Annotated in this window: 14 protein-coding genes; 11 read left to right on the plus strand and 3 right to left on the minus strand. The window is 42.4% G+C overall.

Features of this window, described 5'->3' with window-relative positions; translation table 11 throughout:
- Positions 1-31: 31 nt before the first annotated feature.
- Positions 32-595, minus strand: coding sequence for a hypothetical protein (locus DCK90_RS11345; protein WP_108246331.1), 564 nt, complete (start codon positions 593-595; stop codon positions 32-34).
- A 180-nt stretch (positions 596-775) separates the two neighbouring features.
- On the opposite strand from DCK90_RS11345, the gene DCK90_RS11350 reads away from it, so the two are divergent.
- Positions 776-1,513 carry a sulfite exporter TauE/SafE family protein gene (locus tag DCK90_RS11350; RefSeq protein WP_108246332.1) on the plus strand — a complete coding sequence of 246 codons (738 nt, stop codon included), beginning with the start codon at positions 776-778 and terminating at the stop codon, positions 1,511-1,513.
- Here the strand turns inward: DCK90_RS11350 and DCK90_RS11355 are convergent.
- Positions 1,501-1,956 carry a MarR family winged helix-turn-helix transcriptional regulator gene (locus DCK90_RS11355; RefSeq protein WP_108246333.1) on the minus strand — a complete coding sequence of 152 codons (456 nt, stop codon included), beginning with the start codon at positions 1,954-1,956 and terminating at the stop codon, positions 1,501-1,503. The two genes, DCK90_RS11350 and DCK90_RS11355, sit on opposite strands and share 13 nt — an antisense overlap.
- A gap of 176 nt (positions 1,957-2,132) precedes the next feature.
- On the opposite strand from DCK90_RS11355, the gene hppD reads away from it, so the two are divergent.
- From hppD to DCK90_RS11390, 7 genes are all read left to right on the plus strand, one after another.
- Positions 2,133-3,266, plus strand: coding sequence for a 4-hydroxyphenylpyruvate dioxygenase (gene hppD, locus DCK90_RS11360; protein WP_108246334.1), 1,134 nt, complete (start codon positions 2,133-2,135; stop codon positions 3,264-3,266).
- A gap of 80 nt (positions 3,267-3,346) precedes the next feature.
- Positions 3,347-4,504, plus strand: a complete 1,158-nt coding sequence (locus DCK90_RS11365; protein WP_108246335.1) for a homogentisate 1,2-dioxygenase — start codon at positions 3,347-3,349, stop codon at positions 4,502-4,504.
- Between the two features lie 133 nt (positions 4,505-4,637).
- Entirely contained in the window at positions 4,638-5,861 is a 1,224-nt protein-coding gene (fahA, locus tag DCK90_RS11370) for a fumarylacetoacetase (protein ID WP_108246336.1), read from the plus strand.
- Between the two features lie 98 nt (positions 5,862-5,959).
- Entirely contained in the window at positions 5,960-6,832 is an 873-nt protein-coding gene (locus tag DCK90_RS11375; protein ID WP_108246337.1) for a flavin reductase family protein, read from the plus strand.
- Between the two features lie 70 nt (positions 6,833-6,902).
- Entirely contained in the window at positions 6,903-7,127 is a 225-nt protein-coding gene (locus tag DCK90_RS11380) for a type II toxin-antitoxin system ParD family antitoxin (protein WP_108246338.1), read from the plus strand.
- Positions 7,124-7,420 (plus strand): type II toxin-antitoxin system RelE/ParE family toxin, encoded by a 297-nt coding sequence (locus DCK90_RS11385; protein ID WP_108246339.1) that lies wholly within the window; start codon positions 7,124-7,126, stop codon positions 7,418-7,420. The genes DCK90_RS11380 and DCK90_RS11385 overlap by 4 nt, the downstream gene beginning before the upstream one ends.
- Before the next feature lie 14 nt (positions 7,421-7,434).
- Positions 7,435-8,550: a pyridoxal phosphate-dependent aminotransferase gene (locus DCK90_RS11390; RefSeq protein ID WP_108246448.1), complete on the plus strand. Its 1,116-nt coding sequence runs from the start codon at positions 7,435-7,437 to the stop codon at positions 8,548-8,550.
- A 28-nt stretch (positions 8,551-8,578) separates the two neighbouring features.
- On the opposite strand, the gene DCK90_RS11395 is transcribed toward DCK90_RS11390, so the two are convergent.
- Positions 8,579-11,230, minus strand: a complete 2,652-nt coding sequence (locus tag DCK90_RS11395) for a DUF5916 domain-containing protein (RefSeq protein WP_108246340.1) — start codon at positions 11,228-11,230, stop codon at positions 8,579-8,581.
- Between the two features lie 246 nt (positions 11,231-11,476).
- On the opposite strand from DCK90_RS11395, the gene rplM reads away from it, so the two are divergent.
- From rplM to rpsB, 3 genes are all read left to right on the plus strand, one after another.
- The gene (gene rplM, locus DCK90_RS11400; protein ID WP_108246341.1) at positions 11,477-11,932 is read left to right on the plus strand and encodes a 50S ribosomal protein L13; all 456 of its coding nucleotides are present in this window, start codon (positions 11,477-11,479) and stop codon (positions 11,930-11,932) included.
- On the plus strand, positions 11,932-12,318 hold the full coding sequence (gene rpsI / locus DCK90_RS11405) for a 30S ribosomal protein S9 (RefSeq protein ID WP_108246342.1): 387 nt from the start codon (positions 11,932-11,934) through the stop codon (positions 12,316-12,318). Before rplM ends, rpsI begins: the two co-directional genes overlap by 1 nt.
- 222 nt (positions 12,319-12,540) lie before the next feature.
- Positions 12,541-13,596 carry a 30S ribosomal protein S2 gene (rpsB, locus tag DCK90_RS11410; RefSeq protein WP_108246343.1) on the plus strand — a complete coding sequence of 352 codons (1,056 nt, stop codon included), beginning with the start codon at positions 12,541-12,543 and terminating at the stop codon, positions 13,594-13,596.
- Positions 13,597-13,625 lie beyond the last annotated feature (29 nt).

Here is a 13,625-nt window from a genome sequence, read left to right on the forward strand (position 1 = left end):
CCTTTTTCATTCTTCTTCATAGCATTGATATTCAATTGCCAAAACTATTGGCCAATCGTGGTTTTTGACTTTTGCTCCCAATAAACAAATCCGTAAGCGGTTTAAAGTGTCGCTTCCACTGGTAGGGAGCAAAGTCAAACCACAATTTAACTTCGGGTGCATTGTTCTCCTCCACAACAAAACCATCTTCGATATTAAAATCCAATCGGTTAAAGGTGTTGGCGGATTCCTCCATCCCATCTTGGTAAATAAATTTATTGCCCCATTGCGCCATATAAAAACGAAACGCAGTGTATTTACCTTTGGGCAAGGAAAGAACGCTCTTGGAACGTATAAAGTTCCCAGATGCGATACCCTTGAACGTTACCGGGTTTTGACCGGGAAAATCTATTATAAAATGTTCTTTACCTTGTTCATCTATTGCTGAAAACCTGGTAATATTCAATGTCATTTCTGAAACATGATAAGCTGTTGCGGCCTCATTGGACAAAATCAACTCTGCGCCTTTGTTCTCCGAACCATACCAATCGGCAAGGACATTCGGGGTGTAAGGTGCTGTTGACCATATTGTTGGATAAAACATATTCTTTTTCATAGCAATTGTATATCAAAAGTTATACAGGTACAAAGTTGCGGCAGTTTTCCTACCCTAACGTCCAATAGATTATCCAGTTTATATGCTCCATTAACCCAAAAACCTAATTTTAAGATTATTTTTAGTTAAAATGACATAAAATCTGTATTCAAATAAATTACCAGGCTATCTTTCAGAGGTATGAAAGTCAATTACATTTTTCTGCTCTTGGCCTTGGTCGCGGAAATTGTTGGGACCATTGGTGGCTTTGGCTCTTCGGTGTTTTTTGTGCCGATAGGGAATTTTTATTTTGATTTTTACTCGGTTCTTGGCATGACGGCCATATTTCACCTCTCCAGTAACATCAGCAAAATATTTCTATTCAAAAAAGGGCTGGACAAAAAACTGTTGCTCTATATCGGTGTTCCATCGGTGCTATTTGTCGTTATTGGGGGGTTTCTATCAAAAATAGCCGATAGTGCTATCCTTGAAATTGTATTGGGTGTTTTTCTTGTTATTTTCAGTTTGTTGTTCCTCATCAAAAGTGAGATTATTGTACTGCCCAATAAAAAAAACTCGATAATCGGAGGTGCGCTATCAGGCTTCTCGGCAGGACTTTTGGGGACGGGCGGTGCCATTCGAGGGTTGACCATGGCCGCCTTCAATTTGGAGAAAAGTGCCTTTATCGCCACCTCGGCTTTTATCGATTTTATGATTGATTTCTCCCGAACCTTCGTCTACTACGGGAATGGCTACATAGGAAAGCAAGAGCTGATGTACCTGCCATTTTTGTTCGCGATTGGATTGATTGGCACCTATTTGGGAAAAAAGATACTTCATTATATTCCCCAAGAAAAATTCCGCAAACTCAGTTTGATTTTTATCTTCCTCATCGGTTTGGCGACCATCATCAAACTGGTGTTCGATTATTGGGGTTGATCCTCTTCGTAGTTATCCCCAATTTTATCCAAGACCTTTAAAAATATTTCAAATTCTGTTGGATCCACATCTTTTACGGCCAATTTTCTTAAGGCCAATGCACTGGGAAGTGTGAGGTCAAGAATCTCGTGTCCTTTTGGGGTCAGTTCCAGTTTAAAACGTTTTTGATCTCCATCAAACCGGGTCTTGGAAATCCAACCTTTTTTTTCCAATCCGCCAATAACACGGGATGTAGTGGCACGGTTACGAAAGTTTTCATTTACAATATCACGCTGGCTGGCATCATCCCCCATTTGATATATCTGGTAGAGAATCACCCATTGCTCAATGGTCGTATCCACCCCAAGTTCATCGAACTTTCGCAGATATGCCTTTTGAATTTTTCGGAGCACCAAATCCAAATGGAACCCCATTCCCTGTATTTCATCGATACGACTGAGCATTTATTTATTTGGAATAGTCACAAAAATAGGGAATCAGATTTTTTTATGTCCAACAAAGATGGTCCTGTCAATTTTAACTCAATTTTCAGCCTTCAAAATCAATTTGGTATCCCAAAATTATTATTTTTGTTGTAGATGCAACAATAATTTAAACTAAACAATAAAATATAGATATCATGGAAACATCCACTATTCCCAAGGGAGTAAATACTACCGAAGATTTTATGCCCATAAACGGAACGGACTACATCGAACTATATGTAGGCAATTCCAAACAAGCGGCACACTTTTACAAAACTGCCTTTGGATTCCAATCCTATGCGCAAGCCGGTTTGGAAACCGGACTTAAAGACAGGGAGAGCTACGTAGTGGTTCAGGACAAAATCCGTTTGGTGCTTACTTCACCCTTAAAAAGTGGAACAGAAATAGGCAAGCATATCGACAAGCACGGTGACGGTGTCAAAGTGGTCGCCCTCTGGGTGGATGACGCTACAGTTGCCTACAACAATGCCATGGAACGCGGCGCCAAATCGTATATGGAACCCAAGGTTGAAGAAGACAAAAATGGAAAAGTAGTCCGAGCTGGAATTTACACCTATGGTGAAACCGTACATATTTTTGTAGAGCGCAAGGATTATAACGGAACTTTTCTTCCCGGATTTAAAAAATGGGAAACACCCGACTACAATCCAGAGCCAACAGGTCTAAAATTCGTGGACCACATGGTGGGCAATGTAGGATGGAACAAAATGGACCATTGGGTGAAGTTCTACGAAGACGTATTGGGGTTCAAGAACATCCTTTCTTTTGATGACAAGGACATTTCCACCGAATACACCGCTTTGATGAGCAAGGTGATGAGCAACGGAAACGGAAGAATCAAATTCCCTATTAACGAGCCAGCCGAAGGTCAAAAGAAATCACAGGTAGAAGAATACTTGGATTTTTATGAAGATGAAGGCGTTCAGCACATTGCCGTGGCCACGGATGACATCATCCAGACCGTTCGAGACCTTAGAAGTCGTGGGGTGGAGTTTCTAAGGGTTCCAGCAACTTATTATGATGCGGTAACCGACCGAGTCGGTGAAATCGATGAGGACATTGCTCCGTTAAAGGAATTGGGAATCTTGGTAGACCGTGATGACGAAGGGTATCTGTTACAAATCTTTACCAAGCCCGTAGAACCAAGACCAACCATGTTCTTCGAAATTATCCAAAGAAAAGGCGCACAATCCTTTGGAAAAGGTAACTTTAAAGCATTGTTCGAAGCCATAGAGCGCGAGCAAGAGCTTCGTGGCACATTGCATTAATCATAGTTAAGAGTGATGAGTTATGGGTTATTGAATTTCAGACTCATAACTCATAACTTTAAACTCAAAACTGAGAAAAAATGCCTATATATCATAAACTCGGGAAAATTCCGCAAAAAAGGCATACCCAATTCAAAAAACCCGATGGCAGCCTCTATTACGAGCAGCTTTTTGGCACTATCGGATTTGATGGCATGTCCTCACTGTCCTACCATGTTCATAGACCAACACAGGTCAAGGAAATTGGAAAGGCTTTGGACGTAAGTCCCAAAATTGCGGTAGAAAAAAATATTACCAGTCGCAAGTTCATTGGTTTTGATGTAGCTCCCAAAGATGACTTTTTGGAATCGCGAGAAACGCTTTTAGCGAACAACGACGTTCATGTAGGTTTGGCGGCACCAAAAAAATCGGTTACGGACTATTTCTATAAAAATGCCGATGCGGACGAAATGCTCTTTATCCACAAAGGGTCCGGAACATTAAAAACCTTTTTGGGAAATATTCCGTTTGAATACGGGGACTACCTCATCATTCCTCGCGGGATGATCTATCAAATCGAATTTGACATGGAGGACAACCGCATTTTGTATGCCGAGTCTTTCCACCCTATTTATACTCCAAAACGATATCGAAACTGGTTCGGACAACTGTTGGAGCACTCCCCTTTCTGCGAGCGGGACTATAAGCTGCCACAAGACCTTCAAACTTTTGACGAAAAGGGAGAGTTTTTGATGAAAATCAAAAAACAGGGCATGTTGCACCAATTGGTCTATGCCACACATCCTTTTGATGTAGTCGGTTGGGATGGTTATAATTTCCCTTATGGATTTTCAATTCATAATTTTGAACCGATTACGGGCCGCGTGCATCAACCGCCACCAGTACATCAAACTTTTGAGACCGGTGCGTTTGTGGTGTGTTCCTTCTGTCCAAGACTTTATGATTATCATCCAAAATCCATTCCCGCACCTTACAATCACTCCAATATTGATTCTGATGAAGTACTGTATTACGTGGACGGTGATTTTATGAGCCGAAAAGGCATAGGGCCCGGTCATATCTCTTTACACCCCGCGGGCATTCCGCACGGGCCACACCCAGGCACTTACGAGGCAAGCATCGGCAAAAAGGGCACAGAAGAATTGGCAGTGATGATAGACACCTTCAAGCCTTTACAGGTTACGGAAAACGCCCTCAAAATTGATGATGGCAAGTATTATAAATCGTGGTTGGAGTAAATTTGATTGTTTTACAAGTCATTTCGAAATGAGCAGAGTGATTGAGAAATCTAAAATTCAGATTTCTCACATTCGTTCGAAATGACCAAAAAATAGATTCTTGCAGGAGCAGGAATGATGCAAACAACATGCAATGATCATAGAAATACCTGAAAACTCAGATTTTTCAATTCACAATATTCCCTTCGGGATTTTTTCCACCAAGGATAGAAGTCCGCGAGTAGGTGTTGCCGTTGGCGAACATATTTTGGATTTGGCCGCTGTCGCCGAATTGGAAGTGTTCGACTTCAATACGGCGTTACTGGAAAAGGATACCTTAAACGACTTTATTTCCCTTGGGAAGGAAATCACCTCACGGGTACGCAAAAAGATTCAATATTGGTTAAAGGATGACGAATCTGTTTTGGCAGGAAAGCCCGAACTCTTTGTGAAGAGATCGGAAGCCCAAATGCATATGCCCGTCACGGTGGGGGACTACACCGATTTTTATTCCAGTTTGGAGCACGCCACCAATGTGGGCAAAATGTTCCGCGATCCCGAACATGCCCTATTGCCCAATTGGAAACATATTCCCGTAGGGTATCACGGCAGGGCAAGTTCCATTATTGTCAGTGGACAACCCATTCATCGCCCTAAAGGACAGACTATGGCCAACGGTGCGGATACCCCAGTTTTTGGTCCCACCAAACGTTTGGATTTTGAATTGGAAATGGGTTTTATCTGTGGAAGGGAAACCCAATTGGGCGAATCTGTATCTACTAAAGATGCTGAAAATTATATTTTTGGATTGGTATTGTTCAACGATTGGTCGGCTCGCGATATTCAAAAGTGGGAATATGTACCTCTAGGACCGTTCTTGGCCAAGAATTTTGCATCGTCCATTTCACCGTGGGTGGTTACGCTGGAAGCTTTGGAACCTTTCAGGACCAATGGTCCCAAACAGGAACCCGAAGTACTTCCCTATCTTCAATATGAGGGAGAAAAGAATTATGATATCGACTTGGAAGTAGGCATCAAACCGGAACAAGGCGGAGAAACCACTGTTTGCTTTAGCAATTTTAAACATATGTACTGGAACATGGCCCAGCAACTGGCCCATCATACGGTAAACGGGTGCAACATCAATATTGGTGATATGATGGCCTCCGGAACTATATCAGGTAAAGAGGAAAACAGTTTTGGCTCCATGCTCGAATTGTCTTGGGGAGGCTCTGACCCTATCAAACTAAAAGATGACAGTGAACGAAAATTCATAGAAGATGGTGACACGGTAACCATGCGAGGTTACGCTCAAAATGGCGATATTAGAGTCGGATTTGGCGAAGTGACGACCAAAGTGCTTCCCGCTAAAGAATAAATACAGTTTCAGATGTCACATGGAGCGCAGTTGAAATGTCATCTGAAATTCAACCATATCTCGACTGCGCTCGATATGACAAAACAAAATCAATCTAAATGATCAAAACCTTAGACCCAACTACCATACCTCAACCCGAATTGTACAGTATTCTATCGACAGCGGTGGCACCCAGGCCCATTTGCTTTGCCAGCACCGTGGATGCCGAAGGCAACGTCAACCTGAGTCCGTACAGCTTTTTCAATGTATTCAGTTCCAATCCGCCTGTGATGGTATTTTCCCCGACACGAAGCGGCAGGGACAATTCCTTAAAACATACCCATCAAAATGTGGTGGAAGTGCCCGAAGTGGTCATTAATGTAGTGAACCATAAAATGGCGGAGCAGATGTCGCTCTCCAGCACGGCCTACGACAAAGGCGTGAACGAATTTGTGAAGGCAGGTTTTACCGAAGTGCCCAGCGTGAAAGTTAAGCCGCCACGTGTGGGCGAGGCTCCCGTATCTTTCGAGTGCAGCGTTCTAGAAGTGGTTGAGATTGCCCAAACTCCGGGAGCAGGAAACTTGATTATCGCCCAAGTAGATATGATTCACATCAATGATGAGTACCTTACAGATGATGTACTGGATACCGAAAAATTGGATTTGGTGGGTCGTATGGGTGGCAATTGGTATATCCGGGCCATTAAAGAATCCTTGTTTGAGATTCCGAAGCCCATCCGTACCCACGGCATTGGCGTGGATGCTCTGCCCAAGGGCATTAGAGAAAGCGATGTGCTCACTGGAAACAATCTGGGAAGGTTGGGGAATTTGGAACAATTGCCTTCCTCAAATGACATTAAGACAATTGTTGAGTCCGAGGGAATACAAGATAAATCAAAAACTGAACTCCATACCTTAGCCAAACAACTATTGGAAGATGGCGGTGATACGTTAAAGGCGATGGCTTATTTATTGTTTGGGGAAAATATGTAGTATAGAAATGTCCATTTTTGCTAAATATGGACATTTTATATATTTTTGAAGAATCAATAATAGGTTTGCCATGAACATCAGTTTCACAAAAAAACAGGAAGAATATATTGCCCAACAAGTTGCGACTGGAGAATATCAGAACAACAGCGAAGTTATTCGCGACGCTTTACGTTTGCATAAAGTGTATAGGGACAAGGTTATCAATGATCTTAGAAATGAGATAGAGAAAGGTTGGAATGCACCTGACAGCCCTAGAACAATGGAGCAAATCATTGCGGCAAAAAAGAATAGATGACAGCCAACTACGTTCTGTCCCAAGAAGCAGATAATGATATCGAGGATATTTTCGAATATGGTGAACTCAAATTCGGGACTCCCCAAGCCATTGAATATTTAATCGACATGAACAGTCACTTCGAAGTGATAGCCAAAAATCCAAATATTGGAATAGAAAGAAAGGAAATCAGGAATGAATTGTTCAGTTTTCCCTATAAATCACACGTAATTTTCTATCGTAGGATGCGCGGATATGTACGTATCATCCGAGTATTATACGGTGGAAGGGATTTAATAAAAATCTTGACTTGATGTCAAATCAAAAAATGAAAAACGACATAACATCCATTTTTAAACCTCATTTAGTACCCAAAGAGGTGTATAAAGGTGGAAAAAACATTCCACCGACCGATAAAAAAATATATAAGCTATCCTCCAACGAGAATCCACTGGGTGCATCGCCAAAGGCGGTGGCCGCGATGAAAGCTGCTTTGGAAAAGATTGATATCTACCCCGACCAGACCGATATTCGTTTACGGGAAGCTTTGGTCAAAGATTTTGATGTCCAATTGACCACCGACCAATTTTTGTGTGGGAATAGCGGGTCAGAGGTCATTGATATAGTACTCCGGGCCTTTATCAACGAAGGGGACGAAGTGATTTTTTCCAACCCCTGCTTCCTGCCCTACTCCGTTTTTTCGAGATGGTATGGCGCCCATCAAGTCGATGTGCCTCTCTTGGCTCCCAACTACGATTTGGATGTGGAAAGTATCTTGAACGCCATCACGGAGAAGACCAAAATCATTTTCTTGACCAGTCCCAACAATCCTACGGGAACTTACATTCCCAAGCCGGTCATGGACGATTTTATTTCCCGTGTTCCCAAGGATATTGTGGTGGTGTTCGATGAAGTGTACCGCCATTTTGCGGATGCTGACGATTATGTTACTGCATTGCCCTATGTCTTGGAAGGTCATAACGTAATCGGGCTCAATAGTTTTTCCAAAACGTACGGATTGGCTGGCCAACGTATCGGGTACGGGTATACCACGGCAACCATTGCCAATTATGTACGCTTGATTCACAAGCCTTTTTTACTACCATTAACCTCTATTGAGGCTGCTATTGGAGCTTTAAACGACACCGAATTCATTGAAAAAACCGTAAAAACGGTTTTGGAAGGTAGAATATATGTTTCCAAGGCTTTTGATGAATTGGGTATCGAGTATTGGCCAAGTCAAGCCAATTTTTTCATTATTGATCCGCCATTACCCGAAATGGAATTCACAGATAAAATGATGGAACAAGGAATCATGGTTCGACCTGTTTCACAATTTGGTGCTCCCGGTAAGGTGCGAATCACTATAGGTGACAAGGAGGCAAATGAAGCTTTGGTTACGGCACTCAAAAAAATAATTGAAGATGATCACACTTCTTTATGAGACGTCTCGACTGCGCTCGATGTCACAATTACAATACAAATCGATAGGTCGCCTTCAATAAGAAAATGTTTTGTGGTTTTTGCCCAAAAATATTGTCACCTAAACCGGGCAGCAGACCTGCCGTCGGGTCACCGCTTCGCGATACATCCTGCGACCATACCAAGAATATCTCAGAGCCAGGGATGTACTCCCATCGAATCACCAAATTGGAGCGAAACTGCACAAAGGAAAAATCAGGGTTATCAAAACTAAAATCGGTCACCCCGTCCAGATCTTCATCAATGGCATAAGTGCCATCCGTTAAACTGGTTTGTTCTGATGTGTACTGCACAAACCTATCCTCAAAAACTTTAGCAACAGGGTCGGTGATGTGCTTAAATTCAGAATAGCGGCCACGGGAAATAAACGGTTGCCCCCAATATTGAATGGTCAGGTTGGGGTTGATGGTGTAGTTCAGCCTAACGGACATACTCAATGTCCGTTGATCTATTTTTCCATTCAGATATCTTGGTGAGCCATTTACATCATCAAAATTATCAATGAATTGTAGTTTATCATGATTGATGTCCAAAGAAGGGAATACAGAAACCCGCAGGGCATTTATGGGCTGATACACAAAACCTCCTTCCATGTAATAATTCTTGATGGAATTGTCCAATGCCTTTCTACCTTGGTGGTAAAAGGAAAAACGTAATTTTTTCCGGTAATCGGTGCTGATGTTATTCCAAAAACTCACCCATGGAGACTGCCTTAACCTAGGGCCGCCCCGCAAGGCGAAGTTGGAATATTCAATAGGGGCTATATTGAAACCAATGTTGGATTGATAATTGTTTTTCCAGTTTTGCCAGCTGTTGGTGTTGAACTGTAAATAATTATGGTTGCCCTGAAAATCCCATGCGGTCCAGTGGTTGTAATTGATGCCTACCCGCCTAAAGGTACTGTCCGGTTTTAGGGTCTGGTACCCTATCCATGTGTAGTGACGGATATCATCGGCCTGGCGTTGAAAGCCAATATCGTTGAGTTCCAATTCAGGTGAACGCCATGTAGCCCCAGATTCAAACTTCCAGTGCCCGTTCCCTACCTTACCTATTTGCATGTTGCCCCCGGTCCCTGTCAATGATGTTCGGGTAGTATCTACGGCAACGTGGTCGGCACCTACCCTTCCGAACAAATGCGTTATAGATTCTTGAGTGTTTGCTATAGCCTCTTCACTACCACGAACATGGCTCATATTTATATTTCCGCCAACATACCAATCACGATTGGCCCATTGGTGTTTAAAATCCAACCCGCCTGTGTAGGCTGCATCATGAAGAAAGTTGAGCTGCTCAGGAATCTGCTCTCGGTTGGTCGCCGTGAAAATCCCTCCTATATATGAATTTCTTTCGTTGAAATCCTTTTGCAGTCGTCCCACAAAATAGTTGGTCAGTGGCTCCACCATTTCTTTACGGGTACCGCCTTCATCATTAATTATAGTAGCCGTCCGCTGCGCAGTTACACTTTCCAGCACGCCAATGGCCCACCCATCCTTGGTTTTTCCGCTAAACTTGGCAGCACCAATAATCGGAGTGTTATCGGGCTGGTCCACAAATTCATCATCTGAAGTATCCGGGTACCCTTGTGGGCTTCTGCCTATTCTACGCGAATAAAAAATATTATCGGACCCAAAGGTATTGCCTGCTTCGGATTGGGAGACACTAAAATCAAAAATGTTCTTGTTCTCCACAAAAAAGGGACGACGCTCCTGAAAAAATATTTGAAAACCATCCAATGCAATGGCAGAAGGGTCGGCATCCACTTGTCCAAAATCAGGGTTGACGGTCAAATCCAACGTAAGGTCATTGGTGATTCCTATCTTGGCATCGAGTCCGGCAGTGATATTATTCTCGCTCCCATCCCTAAAAGGGTTTCCTTCCTCGGCTTCGTAAGTTTCGGTTTTGGCCACGGTATAGGGCTGGATTTCCAACTGCTTTTGAGGTTCAATATTCTTCAATCCATGTAATTCTCCAAACTCGCTCACCCAACCGGGCTGGTCCACTGGTTTTCGTTGCCAAAGGGAACGCTCCTCGTTCCTAAAAAAACGTCGTGTGGACTGTAGCCCCCAGACCTGTTCCTCAGCATTTCCAAATTTTAATTGACTTAACGGAATACGAAGCTCGGCCGTCCATCCTTTAGCATCAATGTTGGTCTTGGCATACCAAATGGGATTCCAGCTGGGGTCCCAATTGTTGCCATTGTTGGAGATAAACTCATCTCCTTTTACACCTGCAGCGGTAATCGTAAAGGAAAAAGCAGTGCGTTTATCAAAATAGCTATCTATATTGAACTCCACCCAATCCCCATCAAAACCATCTCTTCGAGAAAGCCGTTTCACGATTTTATCCGGTTCATCATCAAAACAGCGTACTCCTATATATAGGTTCTTGCTGTCGTAAAGTATCTTAAATTGGGTTTGATACGAGGGCGGAGTATTCTCATCGGGCTGCCACTCAATATAGTCACCGCCCCATTCAACCAGGTTCCACGCCTCGTCTTCCAATATACCATTAATAGTTGGCGCCGCATAAGCGCCCAAAGATTGGGTAGTATACTTCTTTTTGATGATGACTTCGGTTGAATCTTGTGCTTGTAGGGAAAAAATGAGGAATAGGGTCAGGAAAACCAGCGCTGCGTTTCTCACGTGTTCGTTTTTTGGTTGATTGATACAACAAAGACCACAGAAAATCTGAAGAGTTACAGTTACGCATTTTTTTAACTCTTTTTAACATTTTATACTACTATATTTAGACTGATTTCTACCGAAGAAGATTGAATTTGAAAAAAGTAAAAAAATATTACCGATCAACCGTTTGTAATTCAATCTAATAATTGTACATTTGCAGCCCGTTAATCGGGATAGGTTATTTAAATCAATAATATTCGAGAAGTGGATACATTAAGTTATAAAACTATTTCCGCCAATAAATCTACTGTTGACAAGCAATGGTTATTGGTTGATGCTGAAGGACAGACCTTAGGAAGATTGGCGTCTAAAGTAGCCAAAATACTTAGAGGGAAATATAAGACCAACTTTACCCCTCATGTTGATTGTGGAGACAATGTGATTGTCATCAATGCTGAGAAAATCGACATGACCGGAAACAAGTGGGACGAGAAGGAATATCAAAGATATACTGGTTATCCAGGTGGACAACGTTCCGCTTCTGCGAAAGAAGTATTGGAAAAACACCCAGAGCGCATCATTGAGAACTCTGTAAAAGGAATGCTTCCAAAGAACAAACTTGGGGCCGACCTTTTTAGAAACCTTAAGGTATATGCCGGTGTAGAGCACGGGCAAGAGGCTCAAAAACCAAAAGCAATAAACTTAAACGACTACAAATAATGGAAGTGGTTCATAAGATAGGCAGAAGAAAAACAGCTGTGGCCAGAGTTTATGTTTCCGAAGGTTCTGGAAACATCACAGTAAACAAGAGAGACCTTAACGATTACTTTACCACAGGTACATTGCAGTACAAAGTAAAACAACCTTTTACTTTAACTGAGACCGAAGGAAACTATGACGTAAAAGTAAATGTTTACGGTGGTGGCATCACAGGTCAGGCAGAGGCAGTTCGCCTGGCTTTGTCCAGAGCAATGTGCGAAATAGATGCGGAAAACAGAAGCGTTCTTAAACCAGAAGGTCTGTTGACAAGAGACCCAAGAATGGTGGAAAGAAAGAAATTCGGTCAGAAGAAAGCCCGTAAGAAATTCCAATTCTCCAAACGTTAATATACATTGGGTCTCGAGCCCAACTATATATAAGTTCATTGAAAACCCTGAAAATATCCAAGTTTCAGGGTTAAATTTTTAACCAAAGTTGTCGTTGTTCCAAAAGGGATAAAATTATCGACTTTTTGGAAACTAGTTTAGCATCTAAATGAACAGGGCGAACAAAATTTGTGACCACCTGTACATTGCTACTTACAACGGAACGTAAACTAAGTACAAAAAATGGCAAGTAAAATTGAAGTAAAAGACTTACTGGAAGCAGGTGTGCATTTTGGACACCTTACTAGAAAGTGGAACCCTAACATGGCGCCCTACATCTACATGGAGCGTAACGGGATTCACGTAATCAACCTGTACAAAACGGTTGCAAAACTTGAGGAAGCCAACGAGGCACTTAAGAAAATTGCTGCTTCAGGAAGAAAAATCCTTTTCGTAGCTACAAAAAAACAAGCAAAAGACATTGTTGCGGACAAAGTATCCAAAGTAAACATGCCTTACATCACAGAAAGATGGCCAGGTGGTATGTTGACCAACTTTGTGACTATTCGTAAAGCTGTAAAGAAAATGGCAGCTATCGACCGCATGAAGAAGGACGGCACCTTCAACACTCTTTCCAAAAAAGAAAGATTGCAAGTTGACCGTCTTCGTGCCAAGTTGGACAAAAACTTGGGTTCAATCGCGGACATGACCCGTTTGCCAGGTGCACTTTTTATCGTGGATACTATGCGTGAGCACATTGCGGTAAAAGAAGCCCAAAAATTGAACATCCCGATTTTTGCAATGGTGGATACCAACTCCGATCCTCGTGATGTTGATTACGCCATCCCATCCAACGACGATGCCGGTAAATCCATAGAAGCTATCTTGGAATCCGTAACCAGTGCAGTAGCCGAAGGTTTGGAAGAGCGCAAGAGCGAAAAAGGCAGTGGAAAAGATAAAGACGAGGACACTCCAAAAAAGGAGAAAAAATCAACTGAAGAAAAACCGGCCAAAAAAGCTGAAGCCGCTCCTAAAAAAGAAGCAAAAGCAGATGACCTTACCAAAATTGAAGGCATAGGACCCAAAGCTGCCGAGGCTTTGGTAGAAAGTGGAATAACCACTTACGCTGAATTGGCAAAAACTGACGCTGACGACATCAAAGAAACTTTGACAGAAGCTAGCTCAACTTTGGCTCACCTTGACCCAACATCTTGGCCAAAACAAGCAAAAATGGCTGCCGATGGTGAATGGGACGAACTAAAAGAATGGCAAGACAGCGTAAAAGGTGGAGTTGAATAAACCCACTGATTTAACATTGTCCTAAACAA

Origin of the sequence: Muricauda brasiliensis (assembly GCF_003057865.1) — a bacterium.
Taxonomy (GTDB): Bacteria; Bacteroidota; Bacteroidia; order Flavobacteriales; family Flavobacteriaceae; genus Flagellimonas; species Flagellimonas chongwuensis.